We start from the raw sequence: 21,907 nt of genomic DNA on the forward strand, positions 1-21,907 counted from the left end.
AATAGGTTAATTACCTCCGTTAACCCAGTACATGTTTAATGACATAAAAGGGTTATTGGCGAGCGCGTTACTATTAATGGGCCAGGTCCAGGCGCCGCGGTTAAATTTGTCTAAAGTCAATACATTATATGACCACTCGCTGTTCATGATCCTTCGGGTACGTACCAAATCAAAATAATGGTGCCCCTCGCCCATCAGTTCCCGCGATCTCTCCAGGAAAATGAAGTCTTTAAGATCCTGCCCGCCGCCGCCGGTATAACGCGATGCTTCGGCCCGGTCCCTTACTTTATTCAACAGAGCCATAGCCTGGTCATCCTGCCCCAGTTCGGCCAGCGCCTCCGCGCATAGCAGTATTTCACCGGCATACCTGAATATCATAAAGGTGTTGTCAGGATTGGCGTCTTCGTCTCCGGTTGCGAAAGCATTCTGAGCAAATTTGAGCATCATGAATTTTCCGTTATCTGCGTATATATCGGAGTTAAACCATATAGTAGCGCGCTTATCGGAAGCGCCCGGATATAGTTTTTGCATGTACTCGGCCCTGAAATAGGCAAAGCTTATCCTATGCGTATATTCGGGCCTTTTATAAGGATAGTGCAGAAACATATCGCCTATCGGCGCAACGTTGGTGTTCTGGTCGCCATAGTTTATACTGCGGTAAAATTCAAAAAGGCTCTCGTCCGATCGACCTTTGATAACAGTAGCCCATTCATTTATGGGCAGCAGCCTGTAAGCATTACTTTTAACAAGCTCTTGTCCAAGATCCGCGGTTTCCTGGTAGTATTTGTTTGCATTGGGTTTATCGAAGCCGGCATTCCACATGTTCATGTTCATGATGAGCGCGATAAGGCTGCCCTTGCTCGCTCTTACGCCTTTTAAAGCAGGATCGGCATAGGTCCAGGGTAAACCATCCTTGTATTTTTTAAGATCGGCGATACTTTTGTTTAAAACAGATACCATGTTTTCACGAGGTAAGGCTGTTGAATGGAATGCATCGGTATAATAGGGTACATCACCATAAAGCCTCACCATAAAGAAATATGCAAGCCCGCGTATAAAAGCCGCTTCGCCTTCAAATTGCTTCTTTTCAGTATCTGTAACACCAGGTACGCCTGCTTCGAGCTTTGAAATAAGGATATTGGCGCTTTGTATCACCTGGTAATAGCCGGTCCAGTCGGTAATACGATCAAAGTTGTAGAAATTCCAGGGCGGGTTTCCGTTGATAAGCCCAAGCAGGTCATTCCGACCTAATACTTCTACATATGCACGCGCGGGCCCATTGTCTGACTGCGGTTCATATAAAACCTCGCCCGAGCGATATTCGCCTGTTGCGCCAATAAAATGTGTTTCGTTGATCTTGCCAAAAAAGGTTCTTGACATATCGTAAATATTGGCCACAACGTCATCTTTTGACTGGTAAAAGTTATTACCTGTTAATTTATCAATGGGCTGTACGTTCAGAAACTTTTTACAGGATGGTAAACACAAGCTTGCTGCCGCTGCTAAAATGTATATAACACTTTTTTTCATGATCTTGAGTTTTATTTACTTGTATTGAGTTCGATATTTAAACCTAAATTATAAGTGCGCGGAACCGGGTACCCGCTTGATATATCCCGCCCCAGAGAGGTTACGTTTTCAGGGTTGGGGCCATTGTATCCTGAAAATGTGATCAGGTTATTGGTTGAGAAATAAACCCTTACGTTGTTGAATCCAAACTGCCGCACAAATTTGCGGTCAAACATATAGGACAGCGTAATCGTGTTGATCTTCAGGTATGATCCTTCTTCCTGCCACAAACTTTGATCAGAGCGAAGCGGCCTTATCTGGTTGAACCTTGAAAACGAATAAGGGTTAGGATACTTGGCATGATCACCCGGCTTCCGCCATATGTCCAGGTCATCCAAAGGAACAGCTGCAAGCAGAGCATAGGGATCCTTCATGATCGACAGCCTGTCGGAGAGGGCATTATTTAATATCGTTCTCTTGGCGGTATATGTGGCATAAACATTTAATCCGAAATTTTTATAATTGATATTCGTCGACATACCACCCGTAATCAAAGGTTGAGAGTTACCGGTTATTTCGTAATCCCGGTCATCAAGGATATAATCGCCGTTAACATCTTTAAAAATCGGGTCCCCGCCCTTAAAGGCAAGCCCGTTTGTTTGATATTTTTTACCCGTTACCGGATCTACAGGCACATTGGCATCGCTTGGATAAACACCCTGGTTAACGAGCAAATAGTTTGACAAGGTATTTTTACCCACCCTGAAAACGATATGCTGATAGTTATTATAATCAAATTTGATGTATTGCCCGTTGTACTCGGCAGGCAACCTCAGCAGGTAATCGCGGTTAATAGCGCCGTTAAATGAAACCGTCCAGTTAAAATCTTTAGCGGTTAGCGGCCTTAACGTTACCATCAGCTCATAGCCATAATCGGCAATGGATACATCATTACTTGATTTTTTCTGAAAGCCTGTACTGTTAGGTAAAAACCTGTCAAACAACAAATTATCTACCTTTTTGTAATAGGTATCAAAACTCAGGTCAACTTTGCCTTGCAAAATCGTCATGTCAAACCCAAGGTTATACTGCGTAGTAGTAGTAGGTTTTAATGCAGGATTGGGTACAAATTCATAGTTAATGCCAATGGTTGGATTGTTGTTAAAATTGCCGTTCAGGTTATACAAACCATAAATGCTTTGTAAACTGCCGGTTGGTACAATGTTCTGGCCCCAGGTTAACCTTAAACCTCCCGAAGTAAGCCAGTCCCAGTTCTTAAACCAGTTTTCCTTGTAGTAGTTCCACCTGAAACCGGCCGCAGGGTTTTTAGAATACGGATTTTCCAGGCCGTTTGAGGATGTACCATCTAACCGGTAAGACAACTCCAGTACGTATTTCTTTTTATAATCATAGTTAAAGGAGCCCGCAAATGAGGCAATAGTGGCATTTTTGAAATTTGATAACACGCCACCGCCCCTTGAATTGTAAGAGTCAGAACCTACAGGCCCCTGCAATTGATCATTAGGTATACGGCTTTGCCTGATGATACCGCTTTGGCCCCCTTGCTTATATATTTCATTAAAAGTATTGACGAATATGGTATGATCTGCGCCGAATGTTTGGGCATAAGTAAGCGCATTACGATTATACAGGGTATAATTACGGCCTTCATAATCATATACCTGTGCAAACTGGGCGTTGGCGGCGGCAGGTGTAAACGTTGATTCGGCATCTGAAGTATAATCATAACTGATGCTTGAGGACAAGGCCAGTCCTTTGATAAACTCATAACGACCATCAACGTTAGTACGGATATTCCTTGTACTGTTGCTGTTTTGAGTTTGCAAAGCAGATGTAACACCATCGGGCGAAAGATAAAAGGATGGAGGCGGCAACAGAGTTGAAGCCTGCCCGTTTTCGGCCACGCCTTGCTGCAGTAACCCGACGCCGTTGCCTTTAGCCTGGCTTCCCAACGAACCGAATAATGAGCCAAAGAACCTGAATTTATCATTCGGTTTAAACTCCATGTTCATGTTCAGGTTGTACCTGTCAAAACCGGTGTTTTTGATCACCCCTTTTTCCGAATAGTACCCCATGTTCACTTTATAGTTAAAGCGCTCATTTCCGCCATCTAATGCTACGTTGTGGCTCTGATTATGCGTTGTGCCATAAAAAATGGACTGCCAGTTTGTTGAGTTATTCCAATATGCATTCAAACTATCAGCCAGGAAGCCGGTTTGCCCTAACTTCCTCAGCTCATCAATAATGGTAGCATTGGATAAGATTTGCTGAATTTTTGCCTTGCGTTCTGAGTTACCTCCCATCGTTGAACGCAGTTGTGGGGTAGCGTTAACAAAGAAGTTACCGGTGTACCTTACCCGGGGTACTTTGGAGTTTCCGCGTTTGGTTGTTATGATAATTACACCATAAGCACCTCTCGACCCATACATGGAGGTTGCCTGCGCATCCTTCATTACCTGGATGCTCTGGATATCCTCTACAGGTATCAATGATAAAGGACTCACCCCCGGCCCCTGCGTTTGAAAGCCAAACTCAGCCGCTTTATCGGCATCCAATGGTACCCCATCAATAATATACAGGGGAGATGTGGGTTGCAGGAACGATTCGCTGCCGCTACCGGATACGCTCAGTGTTGATAAACCACGCACCTGAACCGATCCTCTGAAACCAGGAGCGCCGGTATTGTTTTGAACGTTTAGGCCTGCTACTTTACCTTGCAACAAGTTTTCGACGTTTGAGGTTGGCACATCCTGGATATCCTTGGCTGTGATGGTGACGGAAGCCCCCGGAGTTGATTCTTTATTCCTGTTTTGATAGGCTACAATGATCACCTCATTAAGACCTTTCTTGTCTTCAGTTAACATTACTGTTATGTTCTTTTGCCCGGGTTCAAGTTTTACTTTCTCCGTAACAAAGCCCACAAACGTAAAAGTAAGTGTAGCGTTTGCCGGTACAGTGACAGTAAACTTGCCTTTATAATCGGTTTGAATCAGGCCTTTATTGCCCATATATATGTTTACACCGGGTAAAATTTTATTGGTTGCTTTTTCAAGCACCGTACCGGTAACCGTTATATTTTGTGCCTGTGCATGAATATCTGTGCAGGAGAAGATCATGCAAACAGCAAGCACTATATAAAATAGTATGTGTTTTTTCATCGTGATAAGTTTTAATTCGGTTATTCGTCTTCAAACTTTGGATTGTCTTTCAAAAAATGGAATACGATCTCCCAGTCGCCTTTTTTGTATATCGCGAAATCTATCCCGAAACTTGCCACTACCCGGCCGCCGCCAAAACCAATTCGTGAATATTTAAATTCGGCATGGTCCCGGGTTGCTCCGGGCGCATAAACAGTTGGGACCTCCACTAAAGGAATAGGATATGCGACATCGTATTGCACGTAGGTTGTGGTTTTTTGCATGTTAAACCCATGCACTATTTTATCCCAGGTTGTTTCATTAAATAAAGCCGGGTTCATCTCTACCGAATCTTTATTCAGAAACTTGAACCTTAATGAATTGCCTGTGCCACCACTAAATGGGCGGATATAAACTACCACATCTTTTTTGTCGTCATTGCTCTGCAGCGGAATGTCGGTAATGGCACCTATTACCCCATTTAAAAACGGCCTGATATAGTTTCGACTGGCTGGATTATATGGGGTTTTAGGGTGAGGCGCCGGCTTACCCGAATAAATGTTAAAGTCATCAGAAGGCTCATAAGGGCGTTCGCGAAATGGCCGCACCTGCAGGTCCCGAATTACCGTACTACCGCCTGTATTAGTTATCTTGACATCAAAATAACGCGTATCCTGCGGAAAATTGGTACTATCGGCAGGTCGCGGTTTGATCAAATCATTGGAGGAAGAGGCCCACATAACAAACTCACCCGATGAACGCATTTCAAATAATGGATGATCTTCCAGTTTGCGTTTGGCCTCAATCTCGGCCAGGCTTTTTTCAAGCCCGTTATATGGGGCTGTCCATACATAAGTAGGCTTTTTTTGAAAAAGATCGGTAACCGGCCTACCATCACCAAAACGCGCGTTGATGATCTCAAACTTTAACGGCTGGGTTGAATTATCTCCATTAAAACCTCCCATTAAAGAGGTTCGGCCTAAAATTGGTTCAAAAACTTTATTGGCGTAGTTTACATTGTTACTCAGATAATCTTTCTCATCCGGAATCCCATACATCTTTTTACAACTACTCAGCGCGGCTGCAGCAAATAGCAGAGCCATAGATCCTATTTTTATAAATGCTCGCATGTCTTTTCGTTTTTTTATCGCATTAATATTTTGATCTTCCATACCTTACTTTACTTTATTGATAGTCCATTCGGCCAGTTGGAAAAGGCCTCCGTCGCGCAGCTCGGTGATATCTACCCTGTAAAATTTGTAGGCTGTGGTATTCGGGCATCTAAAAACTTTTGTCTGGTATCGTTCCTCGAAAAAGAAGTTGCTCCTGCGGTCTAACTCGGTCCATATTTTGCCGTCATTTGAGCCTTCGTAAGTCCAGGCCCTGGGGTCACGTTCCGGGGCATCATTGGCAGATGTAAGCGTGTAAACCCCTGATACTGCAGGCTCATTCAGTTCAAACTGCATCCATAGCCGTCCCTGAAGATCAGCCAGGAATTTGGTATGGTCATCGCCATCAATTACTTTTTTAGAGCCTTCGCCATTATCCGGACCACCATTATTATCTCTTAAAACGGTAAGCTTACCACCTATCAGGGTCATGAGGTTTGGCGGCGGCGGAACAAAAGTTAAGCGCGATACAAATTCATCAAACCCGAAAATGTGATCGGGGCTTACCACATGAACAATACCATTTTTGGTACTGATATTATTAGAACCAGTTGTAGTGGTTGACCAGTTTCTGACGAACTTGCTGCGTTTGGTATTGCTAAATTCAATAACATCAGGGCCGCCACCGGTAAGGCCGGAGGCTGATATTTTAGAAACCTTGCCGTGCATAGGATATCCAAAACGTACGCCGGAGAGATCAAGCCCATCCTGCAGCAGCAGGGAATCGGTAGTACGTTTACCCCTGATAATATAGTATGAAACCATAGTATCAAGCTGTACACCATCAACCTTTGCCAAAAACAGCGGATCCTTGTCGCTTTGCCTTCTTAATGTATTCAGGTTATTAATTGCCAGCTGAAAGCTTGGATTTGTAACCGCAAAAAGGGTAACGTTACTATCCATGAGCGTTTGTTGCAGGCCCATCCTGTTTATTACAGCAAGCAATGAATCATATACGCCGGGTTTGCTTTTCAAATACTCATAGGTATTACCGGCAAATTTTGAGTTTGTGCCTGTTGCGTCATGATAACCGCCATCCTTTTTACAGGCGGTTTGCAACAGGGCTGCAATCAACACCGGCGCTAAAGCACTCATATATTTTATTAATTTTTTCATATATGATCAGTTTATTTCCAAAATGGGTTTTGAGTTAACAGGTTATTCTGTGTGATAAGCTTACGTGATACCGGCCAGTAGATCCCCTGTGAATTGATGAGTTTGATGAATGCCGGGTTGTTTTGCTTGATCTTATTATATCGTACCAGATCATACCACCGTTGACCCTCGCCCATAAGTTCGCGGTGGCGCTCCTTAAATATTACATCAATAATATCCTGGTTGGCGTCAATCGTGAGGTCTGTTATCCCCCGGCGGGTCATTATATTAAATACTTCGTTTATAGCACCGTTCACATCTCCCAAAACAGCTAATGCCTCAGCCCGGAGTAATACGATATCCTCTATCCTTGTAAAAACCAGGGCGCTGGTAAAGTATCGGAATGTTGGATCTGAAACGCCTCCCTGTATCACCTTTATTTTGCTGAAAATCGGGTACTTGCCATTGATATTGGTAAAGTATCTTTCGGTACGGGGCTGGCCAAGCGTATCAATACTAAAGCGTTCATCTTTAGGCATATCAAATATTTTAAGGATAGTATCCTTAGGCATGTAGATATCCGGAACTTTTTTATTCACCACGGGTTCGGCCAGGGTTAACTCTTCCAGGTGGCCGGTTACAGATCCGTCAATATGTCCCCAGTCGGAATTGAAACCGAACATCTGGCTGTTATTTTTATTGAAAAAGAACCCGTTTGATTTGGTAAGGTCTTCGGTACTTTGAAAATTGATACCGCTTTTGCCATAGTTATCTTCTACAAACTTAGCGTAAGTAGCTACATCGGTATAGTTGCCCTGCCAGGCGGCCAAATGGGCCAACACCGCGTAAGCCGAGTTTTTTGTAGCTAAAGCCCCACCCCAGCGGGTAGCATCTTCATTATAATAATTGCCAGGCTGCTGTACATCGTTGGCGCTATAAATAAATGGCAGATCGGCAGCTGCCTTAAGCATTTCCTGCTGGGCCCATACTAATATTTTGCCGCTGCTCTCGCGGGGCTGATTTTCAAACTTACCATCGTGTGATGTCGTGATGAAGGGAACATCCCCCCAGATCCTTACCATATAGAAATAGGTAAAGGCCCTCAAAAAACGAACCTGGGCAACATCAACTATCATATAGTTTTCTGTATAGCGTTTATCAGCAGCTTTTACATCGCCAATACGTTCAAGAAAAATATTTGCGGCATTAACTATGGCGTAAAATCTTGTCCAGTCGCTCAAGGCATCAACAGTTGGGTATGACGCGTTGAGCTGATTACTTGAAATTGCTTTCAGATCCTGCCGGTTAGGACTAACAAATTCGCCCGTGCGTACATCGCCGTAAAGCCAGTAACTATCGTTGTCAGATAAAGCGGCACGGGTAAGCGCATAAACTCCTAATAAGCCTGCACGGGCGTCTTCAAGTTTATTCCACATATTTTTTTCGCCCACAACCCTTGTTGAATCAATATCAAGTGTTTTATTACAGCTTGTGATTGCAGCAGTAAACAGGATCAGGACGATACATAATGTCTTTTTCATTTTTACAACATGATTTTTGTGATCGTTTTTCATATCATAATTCCATTTTTACACCCAGGGTATATGTTCTTGGTATAGGCAGGCCATAGCCTGTATCATAACCATCGTAGTTTACCAATTCAGGATCCTGACCGGTGTAAGGTGTTATGGTAAACACATTATTTGCTGTGGCATATACATAAAACCTGGTCAGTTTGATTTTCTTTAAGCGCATGGCTTTGGTGAGGTCATACCCAATGGAAACCGTTCTTAATTTCAGGAATGAAGCATTTTCAAGAAAAAGGTCCTGATCAACTCGATACGGAATAACAGTGCTCCATGGGTTATAAAGCGGGTATTTGTTATAGTCCCCTCGTTTTTCCCAGAATGTGATCTCCTTAACAGAATTTACATCGCTGTTACCTTCGCGGTTAATAAAATCAAATCGGTTGGCCATTTCCTGGTGTATCAGGTCGCGCCCCAGGTTGAAATAGAGGTTGACACTTAAATTCCAATTGCCATACCTGAAATTATTGTCATATCCGCCCGAAATTTTCGGTAACGAATGTCCCTTTAATACCTTATCATTATTATCAACTACATTGTCGCCGTTGATATCGCGCCATTTCGGATCGCCGGCATGCAGGGCGATACCATTGTACTTAAGCGGCTGCCCATTCACAACAGGTACTTCGCTTTCTGATTTATAAATGCCATCGTTTATCAATAGCCAATACTGATCAACCGGGTTGCCTACCTTTAAAAGCCTGTTATCAACAATGATTTGATTTAAGCCCCTTGGCAATGCTTTTAGCTTATTGGCATTATGATTTAGATTTAGGGAAGATGTCCATCCGAATTTTGTGTGCTGAATGATATTGGCTGATACAGATACATCTATACCTGTATTATTTACGGCCATACCGCTCTCGATCGACTGTTTATAGCCATACTCGGCAAAAGCAGGGATCCCTATCAGCAAATTCTTTTCCTGTTTCAGGTACCAATCAACCGAAAGATGCAGGCGGTTATTAAGAAAGCCAGCATCTGTGCCTATATTGAGTTGATTAGAGTACGACCATGGAATGCCATAACCCACCCACCCGGTTGAATAAGGTCTGGTAAGTACGCCAAACGCGTTATAGCCAGGTACTGTTAAGTTTCCGGTATAACCTACCGACGCGATATATTGAGGGCCCTGCGCGTAATTATCAAACGAGTTAAGGCGACCTAACCTACCTGCGCTTGCCCGTAAGATAAGATCGTTTATGATAGTGCTATTATTTAACAGCTCTTTCTTGATGTTCCAGGCTGCAGATACTACCGGCGAATAAAACCAGCGGCTGGTAGGCTGGGCATTTGATGACCCGTCGGCGCGCACCGTTGCGGACAGGAAGTATTTTTCTTTGAATGAATAATCGGTCTTTGCATAAAACGAAACCAGGTTATGCTTGATCTTATCCAGAAAACGGAAAGTTAATTCGCGCGGAAAGGCGGTAGGATTGAGGTAATTGGGGTTATCAGACCCGTCCGGGTTTTTAGGGTTTGAGTCCAGAAGGTCAATCTTAATATAGTCATTCACCCCTTTGTATGCATAGGCGTTGCTATACTTATAAATATCCCATTGTGTTGATTGGCCCAGTTCAAAATGAAAATCGTTTACCTTATTTATTGTCAGGTCATAAGTTGCCCTGTTATCTGCCATTATCCTTTGGCTAAAACCAAAGTAATTGGAAGCATAGCTATTGCCCTGTAAAAGCGTACGCGCATAAAACACGTCGCGATAGCCTTCGTTATAATCTAAATTAAAGGTGGTCACGAATTTAAATTTCCCAAAATCGAGGCCTATTTTGGCGTAACCATCAACAATATTGGTTTTATTATTATCAAACCCTTTTTTATACTGCGCCAGGTAATCGGCATAAAACTCTTTGTTGGGCGGCAATGGGGCACTGAGATCAGGGAAGTAATTGATCTGCGCAAATCTGTCGCGGAGATATTTGTTTCGTTGGCGGTCAAGCCGGTTGGCATTTACCATCGCCGAAAAAAGCAGCCATTTAAGCGGTTTCATGTTGATATTGAACATGGCGCTATATCGGTTTAGCACAGTTCCATCAGCAATGCCATTATTTTTCAGATCACCCAGGGAGAAACGGAAGTTTGCACGATCTGTTCCGCCGGAAATACCAAAGTTTATGCCGTAAACTACCGCGTTGCGATAGTAAAGATCGCTCCAGTCTGATTTTCCGCTGTAAACATTATTTAATGAGTCGCTCAGGTAAATGGGATAGTTCTCATCATCAGAGTATCTGCCATTGGTTGTATAAAGGTCGTAAAAACGCTGTCTGAAAGCGTTTTCATACTTGCCGTTTATTGTAGTTATATGTGGGCGCTGCGCCAAACCTATATATGAATCAAAAGTGACACTTTTGGCGGCCACCGGAGTTTTAGAGGTTAAAACGATAACACCATTAACTGCACGCGGCCCGTAAACCGCTGTAGCCGACAGGTCTTTTAATACCTCAACCGAGGCAATATTATTCATGTCGATACCAGCAAACGGGTTAGTAGCTGTTCCCATTCTGTTATAGTCATATAACTGTATATCATATGCAAACGGATGTTCTGTCACAAGTGGAATACCATCCAACACAACCAGGGGCTGTGATTGGTAAACATCCCGTGGAGAAAGAAGCGGCATGGGTACCCCTCTTATAAACATATTTTGCATGGAGCCAGGCTCGCCCGACGGCTCCTGTACATAAAGTCCCGCAAATTGCCCTTTTAAAAGTTGCTGTAGGGAAACAGCAGGGAACCTGGATAGATCGTAAGGCTTTTTAGTAACACTATCTGCCAGTTTATTATAAAGGGTACGCCTGATAATAATATTTATACTGTCTTTTAATAATGAATCTTTTGCCGTTGTATCCCGAGGGATATGAGGCCTATAAAAAACAGGACGTTTTACTTTGCTTTTTTTACCCTCATTCCCCTTAGCTAAGCCTGTAAGTGCATTTGTGGTTATTGCTGCGAAAACCACAAAGCACAGCCATAAGTATCGCATAATGAATGGATCTTTTAGTTTGTGAAATAAATTTGATTTGACGGGCGATATGCTGCTATCCCTGCAAATGAGTTATGCAGATAGCATATGCCGTTACATTAAGTGGAATGTAATTCTCTTTTCATAGTGCTGATTTTCAAGCGAAAAGAACAGGAAGCCAAAAATAATCTGCAGGAATATTCTTGACAGCGGCGCATAGTTATACACCCCCGGGTTTGCCATCAAAAATGAGCATACCCAAGTGTTCTTTTCACTTTTGGTGATTAGGTTAATTAATAAAAGTCTTGATGCCTAAAATCTCAGCCGGAGATTTTTAATGGCGCAGCCTTATCAGATGATAGGTTTCTGAAAGATGAGGTACAGGTAAATCAGGTTTTTCATGTTAGTGATATTGGTTAATATATTTAATTACATAAATCTCGAAGCAAGTAGGTCAGGTAGCTTAAACGATTAAGTAGTAACGTATTTTTATAACTGGTTTTAACAAATATAATTAACAAAAACGTTTTACCAAGTAATATCAGAAAAATAATAAACTTTTATTATTTCAAACAACAACAATCGATAGTAATTGAAAAAATGTCAAAAAAACCGATCAAACAATGCACTTTTTTAACAATATATTATCAACCGCGTACGATCAAACTCTAACGGAATGATAAAATAATGCTCCGATCAATTAAAATCTGTCATAAAATGTAAAAATTACATTTTTAGTTGAAACAAGTCCGAGGTTGCCATTCCTGTCATGGATAAAGTAGCAATCTTTACGATAAAGAAGTATCGGGGACAGGCATGGATTAAGTCCTCAAAACTCGCGACGGCGGTATTAGGTATAAGGTTAGGCAGTTTCACTGAAGCATTCCCAATTTACAACGGAATGCTTCAGGTGGTATCATTAGCATGTGATGTATAGCCAGGAAGCTATCCTACGTTATAATCGTCCGTCCAAAGCATTGGTTTTTTGCCATAAAGCGCCGCGTTCGCCATGTGTACGCTGATGGCGGTTCGCGCTCCTGTAAACACGTTGCTGTCGGGCAAACTTTGGGTTTGTACGCTTTTATAAAACTCATTAAAAGCATACCAGGTACCGTCTTTGGTACGTTCCGGTAAAATAGAGGTGCCGCCTTCCTTGTTCCATACTATACGGGTGGCCCCGGTAACACCATCAACCAGTTCCTTATTGTTTAATAATTTCTTCTCCGGATAAAATATTCCTTCATCTGTAAGCAGCGATACTGTACCCAGTGTTCCTTTTATCTTAAACAGGTAACCATCGTGCGCGTTACCGCAGGTTGCGCCAAAGTTACCAACCATGCTGTGTTTGCCTTCATACCGCAACAGCACCTGCACGTTATCAAAAGTTTCACGCCCATCATTAAAAACGTCGATACCCCCGGTGGCAAATACTTCCTGCGGATGGGTATCAAAAGCCCAGTTGATAAAATCAATCTGATGAGAGAGCAGCTCGGCAACCAGGCCGCCCGAATATTCTTTATACATCCGCCAGTTGATCTGGCGCTCCAATGATGGATCAGGTACAGGCCGGCGCCAGTTGCCATTGCGGTCCCAACGGCAGTCTATCTGGCTGATATCGCCCAGGTACCCTTTTGCTATCATCTCTTTCACCCGGTAATACAGTGGCGAGTACCGGTACTGATGTCCTATTTGTACCACCTGGCGGGGGCGGTCCTTTGCCAGCTTAACCAGTTCTAATGCCTGCGGAATGCTATAGGTCATGGTTTTTTCCAGGTACAGGTGTTTACCGGCTTTCAGCACGTCAATGGCTACGGCATAATGCATGTTAAGAGGCACAGCAACTACCACCGCATCTATATTTTTATCATCCAGTAACTGCCGGTGATCAGCGTATGACCGGTAGGGGTCGCCTTTACTTAAACTCCGGGCTTCGGTTAAACGAAAGTCCAGCACATCGCAAACAGCGGTGATCTTAAATTTATCAGGCAGCTGATTGAGCAACTGCATAATGCCTTTGCCCCTGTCGCCACATCCTACTACGCCTATCTTTATTACGCCAGCCTCGGCTTTAGCTGCAAACGCATCTAAATTGGTAAGTAACGCTCCTCCCGCCAGTAATCCGGCGCTTTTTACAAAATTCCTTCTTTCCATCTTTATTAATTGGGGTGATACCCTTTAAATCCATTGGTAACGGTGTCGGCAATAGCGCCGTCTGCTTTTTTATAGATGATGTAAGCCCCCATGTCGGTCCTCCGGGCTAAAAACAATAGGGTTTGCTTTAACCCCATGGTCATAAAGCCATTATCATAGCCATCGGCCGTTATAGCATCTTTAGCCCAAACGGTAACGCTTATCATTTCGTTTTGAATGGGATAACCTGTTTTGGGATCCATGATATGCGAGATCTGCTTACCCCCGGCTTCAAGGTGTTTACGGTAATTGCCCGATGTGGTAACAGCGCCATCGCCCGGCGTAATTGTTTTGCGCAAGGGTGACGGCATAATATCATTTCCGTCAACAGCCTCGATACCTACTTTAAAAGGATCTCCATTCGGTTTATGGCCGCGGATACGCAACTCGCCGCCGATCTCGGTCATGTAGTTGTAGATGCGCCGGCTCTCCAGCAAATTACCAAGCAGGTCTGCGGCGTAACCCTGGGCTATGCCATTAAGATCTATTTGTACCTGCGGATATTTTTTATGCAGAAAATGGCCTTGCAGCCAGATCTTATCGGGGCCAACATTTTTCAAGATACTTTTCACGCGGGCCGCATCAGGAAAGCTATCGGGCTTCTTAACACCAAAGCCCCAGGCATCAACCAGGGGTTTTACGGTTATATCCACGCATCCGTTGGTGTTGCGGTTAACCTCCATCGCTTTTTTTACAAGCATCAAAAACGGTTCATCAATTGCTATCCCGCTGGCAGATCTGTTAAATTGACATATGAGTGATGTTGGCAGATACAATGACACCGACCTGTCCAGGCTGGCCAGCAAACTGTCGGTTTGTTTCTGGCTAACAATGCTATCCGCGGCATAATAGGTTACCTGGTAGGTGGTGCCCTGTGAATAACCGTTTATGATGAATTTCCTCAAGTCAGCGCGCGGCCTGATCATGGTTGAATTGATCCCGGTTAATGCCAGCGAAAACAAAAAGGATAAAAACAGCCATCGGGATAGTTTCCGTTTGTTAATTGTTACCGCTTCTTTTAAGTTGTTTCTCATTTAAATTAGCGCCAGCATTATACAACGTGCAGCGTGGTTTATATAGATGCTATATTAAGATAGATGCAAATATTTGAATGCAGAGCCGGATTATGCCCCTGCATCCAAATCAAATGTAAACAGCTTCTAAGGTATTGAAATTTCAGTTTTTCAACATTCTTAAAAGCCGTTTTATTCAAAACTTATTGCTTTTTATCGGTAAATTTTTTGATACGATAAGGCGTACCATCAACTCTAAACACTTCCTGAAAGCATACTTTAGGTTTCCCCCGTCTGCCATGGAGCTATCTCCTGCGTATTTATCTGTCGAAACGCTGCTGAAAATTTGATTTGCGTTGGATATCTTTATAACTAAGCCGGATTTGATTAACTTTGGTACTTAGGCCCAATTCCAATAATTAAACTTTGAGTATCCGAAACCATATCATATGCATTATTATGTTTTGCCTGCTTTTACCGGCAACACAGGCTTTGGCATCTGATAATGTGGACAGCCTTCAAAAAGTACTTAAACAGGTGCTCGAAAACCGAGCAAAGTATGATGCGCAAAAGCAGGAGGAGATCAAAAAACTCAAAGCCGATCTTCAGCAAAACTATTCGTCACTTAACGACAGGTATAATAATTGCCAGCGGCTGTTCAACGCTTATAAATCATTCATCCATGATTCGGCTTACGTTTATTGTAAAAAGCTGAATGCCTGCGCCTACCAGCTTAAGGATCAGAACAAGATAAACTACGCCCGTGTCAATATGGGTTTTGTGCTGGTATCAGCCGGCATGTTTAAAGAAGGACTTGATACGCTGGGCAAAGTAAATATCAAATTTCTGACTGATAAGCAGCGGTATGAGTACCTGTTTTTACAAGTTCGCAGTTATTTTGACCTGGCTGATTTTGACCGGATAGGTGATTATTATGATCAATACAGTAAAGCAGGTTTACTGTATTGCGATTCGATCATGCATCAAAATAAACCCGACTCGTACGAATACCTTTCGGCATTCGGGTTAAAGGCTTTGCGCACTCATAATTACAAAGCTGCCGTTGAACCTTATCAAAAGCTTTTGCGGTTTGAGCAAACTTACCAGGATAGCGCTATTAATTATAGCTGTTTAAGCTTTGTCTACCATGCCCTTAGCCAGGATGACCTGAGTTTACCACTGCTCATCAAATCGGCCATTATTGATAATACCCATTCAACCAAGGAGTCCGTCGCGCTGACCAATCTTGCCGACAGGATCAAGAATAATGATATAGAAACAGCTTACAATTACATTAATAAGGCTATTGATGATGCCGTTTTTTACGGGGCAAGGCACCGCGAAGCGCAGATCAGCATCATTATGCCCATCATTGAAAGTGAGCAAATCAACGGCATCGAAAAGCAAAAGCGCTCGTTGATGATCTATGCCTCTATTATTACATTGCTGGTTGTTATCGTGATCATATTTGCGTTCATCGTATCCAAGCAGCTCAAAAAGCTCCGTATTGCCGATCAGGTCATCATTAATAAAAACAACGACCTAAACGAAGCTAACACCTCATTGATAAAAGCAAATAACCATCTGGATAACGCCAACCGTAAGCTTTCGCAGTTCAACGTTAAACTGGATGAGGCCAACATGATCAAGGATGAATATATCGGCTATTTCTTTAATATCCACTCCGATTATATCGAAAAGATCGACCGGCTTAAGCGTTCTATTGAGAAAAAGGTAAAGGAGAAGCGCTATGAAGAAGTGCTGATGACCCTGAACCGCCTTAACCCGGGTTCGGAGAGGGAAAACCTATCGCACAGTTTTGATAAGGTGTTCCTGAATATCTTTCCCGGTTTTGTGCAGGATTTTAATGCTCTGTTTGATGAAGCCCTCCAGGTGCATCTAAACGAAGGACAATTGCTGAACAGCGAGCTCCGCATTTTTGCCCTGATCCGTTTAGGCATTCATGACAATGAAAGCATCGGTAAGATTTTAAATTATTCGGTCAATACTATCTATACCTACAAAACCAAGGTCAAGAACAAATCATTTGTACCCAATGATGAATTTGAAGACCGGATCATGCTGATCAAAGCAGTGAAAGAAGTGCCGGATCTGGCGTAGGGTTATTCCCATTTGTCATTAAAAAAATATGTCATTGCGAGCGCAGCCTGTGGTCGGTGTTTTCACCGTACCACAAGATTAAAAGAAGTTACACTAATTGAAACGACAACACCATACCCTGAAAGTGGTGCGGTGAAAACACCGACCACAGGCTGGAATTTTCTCCGACGCCAAGTATTACTAAAGTCATATCATTTCTTTAGCTCAAGTTTTGCGGGATGGCAAAAGAGGGTTGGGTAACTTGGGCTTGCGGAATCACAAGTCAGCCTCAGTGGAATTAACGCGCCCTGTTCTACCAGTACGTCATTGCGAGGCACGAAGCAATCCCCAACTATACAGGGCAGATTTGCTAATCGGGGATTGCTTCGTGCCTCGCAATGACGAGATGGAGAGGTAATTATCCTTTTTCTTATCAATATTCCCATCCATAAAAATCTATATATCCCCCGCTTGCAATCCGACATAAATAATTTATTACCAACCACTTACAACAATCAATCTCTCCGTATTTTTAATATCGCCTTTCATATTCGTTGTTTTTGGGTTTAAAGCGCTTTTACTTTGATGAAAGCAATCGGCACCCAGCCGGTGGTTTTAAACAAACCAATTAAACCCAATTATATGAACAAAGTTTACTTATTTAAGTATGGCTTAACCATGCTGTTTTTAATCTCCGTAATCACAGCCTTCGCACAAAAAAGTCCATTTACCGGTAAGGTTGTTGACGAGTTGAACGGCCCGCTACCGGGCGCTACAATCCGCATCAAGGGAACTAATACATCAACTGTTACCGACAACAACGGTGTATTTTCCATTCAGCAAAACGGCGTGCAATCGGTAACTGTTACCATCACTTTTGTTGGTTACGAAACCGTTGAAAAAGTTATCAATGCTAACCAGCCATTAACGGTTAAGCTGGCACCTAACTCAAAATCGCTGGCCGATGTGGTGGTGATTGGTTATGGATCGGTACGTAAAACGGATTTAACAGGCGCTGTTACCAACCTTGGCGCTAAAGACCTTAATCCAGGCCCAATTACCAACCCTTTGCAGCAGCTAACGGGTAAGGCTGCCGGCGTAAATGTTACCCAAACCGGCAGTGAGCCCGGTACTGCACCAAGCGTGCGGATCCGTGGTATCACCTCACTTATCGGCGGTAATGATCCGCTGGTGGTGGTTGACGGGATCCAGGGTAATATGGACCTGTTGAAACAAGTTCCCCCTTCCGAAATTGAATCGGTAGATGTTTTGAAAGATGCATCTGCTACGGCTATCTACGGCTCACGCGGTGCGCCGGGTGTTATCATCATCACCACTAAAAAGAATAAAAACGGCACCAGCACGGTAGAGTATAATGAAAACTCTTCGCTCGATGTGATCTCCAAAAAGCTACAAACGCTTAATGCCGACCAATGGTGGCAGCAGGCCCAGCTTTACGGCGTACCGGCATCTGCCAATCATGGTTCCAATACCGATTGGTATAACCTGCTTACCCGTAATGGCGTTACACAAAATCATACGCTGTCTTTCGGTGGCGGTGCCAATGGGTTTAATTACAGGGCTTCTATCAGTGCTATTTTGCAAAATGGTATCGTGATCAAGTCGAACTACAAGAACTATATAGGTCGCATCCAGGCTACCCAAAAGGCGCTTGATGATAAGCTTACGCTTACCATGAACCTGAACAGCGGTATTGATAATGCCAATTACAGTCCGCCGAGTATTGGCCGCGCGGCGTTTACATCCAACCTGTTCAGCAATATTTATGTAACCCGCCCAACTGACCCGGTTTACAATACCGACGGTACTTACTATACCGATCCAAATGTATTCCAATACATTAACCCGTATGCAGTAGCTCAAACAATTGTTAACAATGTTAAAAACAACAACCTGTTTGGCAGTTTGCGGGCTGATCTTGAACTAACCAAAGGCTTAACCGCCGGTTGGTTTGGCAGCTGGCGTAAGGTTGACGGCAATACAGGTTATTACTTACCTGCCGAATCTACCGTGGCTACCGCTATTGATAACCAGGGGATCGCCAATATCAGCAATTACCACCAGGATGAGCGCCTGATGGATATCAGCCTGAACTACAAAAAAGATTTTGGCGCACATCACCTTGATGCTATCGCGGTGTATGAGTGGCAGGGGCAAACCTATAACGGCAATTTTGCACAGGCTAAAGGTTTCATCAATGATATTGCAACCTACAACGCACTGCAACTGGGTGATTTGAGCAAAGTTACCCCCGGTGACATGTCATCTTACAAAAACGACAGGAAGCTGGTTTCGTACTTAGGCCGTGTAAACTATTCCTTCCAAAACAAATACTTGTTTACCGCCAGCTACAGGCGTGACGGATCATCGGTTTTTGGGGTGAATAATAAATGGGGTAATTTCCCTTCGGCATCAGTTGCCTGGAGATTGACCGAAGAGTCCTTCCTGAAAGATCAGCACGTGTTCAGTAACCTGAAACTCCGTGGTGGTTGGGGTATTACCGGTAATCAGCAAGGCCTGGCCCCGCAAAATTCTTTGCAACTGGTGGGTTATGCCGGTGTTACCTACTTCGGCGGTCAGCAGATCACCAACTTTGTGATCAGCCAGAATGCCAACCCTGATCTGAAATGGGAAACCCGCAAGCAAACCAATATCGGTATTGATTTCACTACACTTAACGACCGTTTAAACGGCTCTATCGATGCTTACACCGCTACAACCGATAACCTGTTGTTCAACTATACTGTGCCTCAGCCACCGTACCCCTACCCAAGCATAGCCGCCAACGTAGGCAGTTTGCTTAACCGCGGTTTAGAGTTAACGCTGAGTTACCAGGTTATCAAAACCAAAAACACATCGTTAATACTCGCCGGTAATGGCTCGCTGCTCAAAAATAAAGTGCTTAACCTGAGTGGTTCAATAAACGGCGTTCCATTGAATACGGATTATGTTAGCTGGGGATCAAACTCCTACCTCATTAAAGGTAAACCCATCGGCACCTTTTATATCCTGAAACATGCGGGCAAAGATGCTTCCAATGCTGAAACCGTGGTTGACCAAAATAAAGATGGCGTTATTGACCAGGGCAACCAGAGTGCCGACAGGGTTTACGAAGGCCAGGCTACCCCAAAATACACCTATGCCTTTACCCCAAGCTTCAGCTATAAAAACTTTGATGCCTCCATGGTTTGGCGTGGTTCGGGCGGTAATAAGATCTATAATCAGATCCGCTCACAATTAAGCTATTTCGAAAATTTAGGTAAAGCAAATGTACTTCAAAGCGCCGTGCCATTGGGTTTATATACCTCACAATATGGCTCGGATCAGTGGCTGGAGAGCGGCTCGTTCCTTCGATGGGAAAACCTTTCGTTCGGTTACCGGATCAACACAGCCCATATCAAATACATCAGCTCATTGCGCGTATCGCTTACCGGTACCAACCTGCTGGTTATCACCAAATACACAGGTATCGACCCCGAGCTTAATGTAAGTGGTGGTAATGGCTCAGGTGGCGATTATGGTATTTACCCGCGCACACGCACCTTTTCCCTTGGTTTAAATGTAGTGTTGAAATAATTATTTGAGGAAAGAGAAGACATGAAAAAGATATTAACAAGCATTTTAATTATTGGCCTGGGTGCTGCAAGCTGCACCAAGGTTAATGAAAATGTATACGATAAATACCCTGCCGATCAGTTTTATGGCTCGGCCAAAGGCGCTGATGTGGCACTTGCCGGCGTTTACTCGCAGGTGGGTGGTAACTGGAATGGTGTTGGCTATGCAGGTGCCGATAATGGCTGGTACGATTTGAACTCCTTTTCGTCGGACGAGCAGGTGATCCCGCATCGCAACACCGGCGACTGGCAGCTTGATTTTGCGCGCCTTTACCAGCGCCAATGGTTGCCAAGCGATTTAATCATCGGCAACACCTGGAGCTGGCTTTACAAATCGGTTTATACAGCCAACCTCGCTATCGACCAGTTAACACAGGCTAAGGCCGATGAATCAAAAATTGCAGAGGCTAAAGTATTGCGCGCCTGGTTTTACTATTTGCTGATAGATGATTTTGGTGATGTGCCCTTTTACACCGATAACAATGTAACGGTTGATAAAATCCCACAGGCAAAACGTAAGGATGTTTATGATTTCATCGTAAAGGAATTGACCGAAAACGTTGACAAGCTATCTGAAACCAAGGGCGGCGTTTATTATGGCCGTTTCAACAAATGGGCAGGCTACACTTTATTGGCTAAAGTTTACCTAAATGCCGAAGTATACACAGGCACCCCAAAATGGAACGAATGCCTTGCTGCCTGTAACAAAGTAGCTTCTGGTGGTTATTCGCTGCACCCAGGTGCAGCAAACGCTGCAAGCCCCGTAGGTTATCAATATTATGAGCTTTTTGGCGATAAACTGCCCGATGATGAAACCATCCTGGCTATCTATGTTACCGAAAATATTGTTTCGCGCAATATATACACTATCAGGAGTTTGAACAGCGCTAATGGTGTGGCTTTGATTGGTTTCGCCGGATGGAATGGTACCATCGTCCCTAAAGAGTATTATGATAAGTTTGATGCAAATGATATCCGCAGGAAACAATTTTTAGTTGGTTCGCAGGCGGGTGGTGTTACTTATACTGCTGATGTGACTTCGCTGGATAATCCCGGCGCAGGCCCCAATGAAGGGATCCGCGATATCAAATTCTTCCCGGTTAAACCGGCCGATGGCAGCGGCGAATCAAACGATTTCCCGATCTACCGTTATGCCGATATCCTGTTAATGCAGGCCGAATGTAATGTGCGTTTAGGAAATGTAGTAGCAGCCAAACCATTTATTGACCAGTTGAGGGTACGCGCAGGTTTAAGTGCCTTATCGGCCAGTCCTACGCTTGATAATGTTTATGACGAGCGTGGTTTTGAACTGAACTGGGAAGGCCACCGCAGGCAGGATATGATCAGGTTTAACAAGTTTACCCTGGCTCATGGTTTTGTACCTGCCGTAGGCGATTTCAGGAAACTGTTCCCGATACCTACCAGTGCGCTTAATGCAAATCCCGGCTTAAAACAAAATCCAGGCTACTAAATCC

General features: G+C 43.7%; 11 protein-coding genes. 3 read left to right on the forward strand and 8 right to left on the reverse strand.

Features of this window, described 5'->3' with window-relative positions:
• Positions 1 to 6 precede the first annotated feature (6 nt).
• The 8 genes from AC1DUD_RS13710 to AC1DUD_RS13745 all read right to left on the reverse strand — a co-directional run bounded on the left by AC1DUD_RS13710 (position 7) and on the right by AC1DUD_RS13745 (position 14,718).
• Positions 7 to 1,530, reverse strand: coding sequence for a RagB/SusD family nutrient uptake outer membrane protein (locus tag AC1DUD_RS13710; protein ID WP_477375239.1), 1,524 nt, complete (start codon positions 1,528 to 1,530; stop codon positions 7 to 9).
• Between the two features lie 11 nt (positions 1,531 to 1,541).
• Positions 1,542 to 4,688, reverse strand: coding sequence for a SusC/RagA family TonB-linked outer membrane protein (locus AC1DUD_RS13715; protein WP_477375240.1), 3,147 nt, complete (start codon positions 4,686 to 4,688; stop codon positions 1,542 to 1,544).
• Positions 4,689 to 4,708: 20 nt separating this feature from the next.
• On the reverse strand, positions 4,709 to 5,770 hold the full coding sequence (locus tag AC1DUD_RS13720; protein WP_477375241.1) for a DUF5007 domain-containing protein: 1,062 nt from the start codon (positions 5,768 to 5,770) through the stop codon (positions 4,709 to 4,711).
• A 72-nt stretch (positions 5,771 to 5,842) separates the two neighbouring features.
• Positions 5,843 to 6,952, reverse strand: coding sequence for a fasciclin domain-containing protein (locus tag AC1DUD_RS13725; protein WP_477375242.1), 1,110 nt, complete (start codon positions 6,950 to 6,952; stop codon positions 5,843 to 5,845).
• A gap of 11 nt (positions 6,953 to 6,963) precedes the next feature.
• A complete protein-coding gene (locus tag AC1DUD_RS13730; protein ID WP_477375243.1) occupies positions 6,964 to 8,472 on the reverse strand; it encodes a RagB/SusD family nutrient uptake outer membrane protein in 1,509 nt (502 codons plus the stop codon).
• A gap of 34 nt (positions 8,473 to 8,506) precedes the next feature.
• Complete coding sequence (locus AC1DUD_RS13735) at positions 8,507 to 11,515, reverse strand: SusC/RagA family TonB-linked outer membrane protein (RefSeq protein WP_477375244.1); 3,009 nt, start codon at positions 11,513 to 11,515, stop codon at positions 8,507 to 8,509.
• Between the two features lie 924 nt (positions 11,516 to 12,439).
• Positions 12,440 to 13,645, reverse strand: coding sequence for a Gfo/Idh/MocA family protein (locus AC1DUD_RS13740; RefSeq protein ID WP_477375245.1), 1,206 nt, complete (start codon positions 13,643 to 13,645; stop codon positions 12,440 to 12,442).
• A gap of 5 nt (positions 13,646 to 13,650) precedes the next feature.
• Positions 13,651 to 14,718 carry an FAD:protein FMN transferase gene (locus AC1DUD_RS13745; RefSeq protein WP_477375246.1) on the reverse strand — a complete coding sequence of 356 codons (1,068 nt, stop codon included), beginning with the start codon at positions 14,716 to 14,718 and terminating at the stop codon, positions 13,651 to 13,653.
• 405 nt (positions 14,719 to 15,123) lie between these two features.
• Between AC1DUD_RS13745 and AC1DUD_RS13750 the strand changes: the two genes are divergently transcribed.
• The 3 genes from AC1DUD_RS13750 (at position 15,124) to AC1DUD_RS13760 (ending at position 21,903) form a co-directional block, all read left to right on the forward strand.
• The gene (locus tag AC1DUD_RS13750) at positions 15,124 to 16,818 is read left to right on the forward strand and encodes a DUF6377 domain-containing protein (protein WP_477375247.1); all 1,695 of its coding nucleotides are present in this window, start codon (positions 15,124 to 15,126) and stop codon (positions 16,816 to 16,818) included.
• Positions 16,819 to 17,439: 621 nt separating this feature from the next.
• Positions 17,440 to 20,394 (forward strand): SusC/RagA family TonB-linked outer membrane protein, encoded by a 2,955-nt coding sequence (locus tag AC1DUD_RS13755; protein WP_477375248.1) that lies wholly within the window; start codon positions 17,440 to 17,442, stop codon positions 20,392 to 20,394.
• A gap of 21 nt (positions 20,395 to 20,415) precedes the next feature.
• A complete protein-coding gene (locus tag AC1DUD_RS13760; protein ID WP_477375249.1) occupies positions 20,416 to 21,903 on the forward strand; it encodes a RagB/SusD family nutrient uptake outer membrane protein in 1,488 nt (495 codons plus the stop codon).
• Positions 21,904 to 21,907: the final 4 nt, after the last annotated feature.

The organism is Mucilaginibacter sp. P4_A11 (assembly GCF_056402535.1).

Coding starts and splice junctions, on each gene's coding strand:
- AC1DUD_RS13710 (WP_477375239.1), bottom strand. CDS start 1,530: ATGAAAAAAAGTGTTATATACATTTTAGCAGCGGCAGCAAGCTTGTGT.
- AC1DUD_RS13715 (WP_477375240.1), bottom strand. CDS start 4,688: ATGAAAAAACACATACTATTTTATATAGTGCTTGCTGTTTGCATGATC.
- AC1DUD_RS13720 (WP_477375241.1), bottom strand. CDS start 5,770: ATGGCTCTGCTATTTGCTGCAGCCGCGCTGAGTAGTTGTAAAAAGATG.
- AC1DUD_RS13725 (WP_477375242.1), bottom strand. CDS start 6,952: ATGAAAAAATTAATAAAATATATGAGTGCTTTAGCGCCGGTGTTGATT.
- AC1DUD_RS13730 (WP_477375243.1), bottom strand. CDS start 8,472: ATGAAAAAGACATTATGTATCGTCCTGATCCTGTTTACTGCTGCAATC.
- AC1DUD_RS13735 (WP_477375244.1), bottom strand. CDS start 11,515: ATGCGATACTTATGGCTGTGCTTTGTGGTTTTCGCAGCAATAACCACA.
- AC1DUD_RS13740 (WP_477375245.1), bottom strand. CDS start 13,645: ATGGAAAGAAGGAATTTTGTAAAAAGCGCCGGATTACTGGCGGGAGGA.
- AC1DUD_RS13745 (WP_477375246.1), bottom strand. CDS start 14,718: ATGAGAAACAACTTAAAAGAAGCGGTAACAATTAACAAACGGAAACTA.
- AC1DUD_RS13755 (WP_477375248.1), top strand. CDS start 17,440: ATGAACAAAGTTTACTTATTTAAGTATGGCTTAACCATGCTGTTTTTA.
- AC1DUD_RS13760 (WP_477375249.1), top strand. CDS start 20,416: ATGAAAAAGATATTAACAAGCATTTTAATTATTGGCCTGGGTGCTGCA.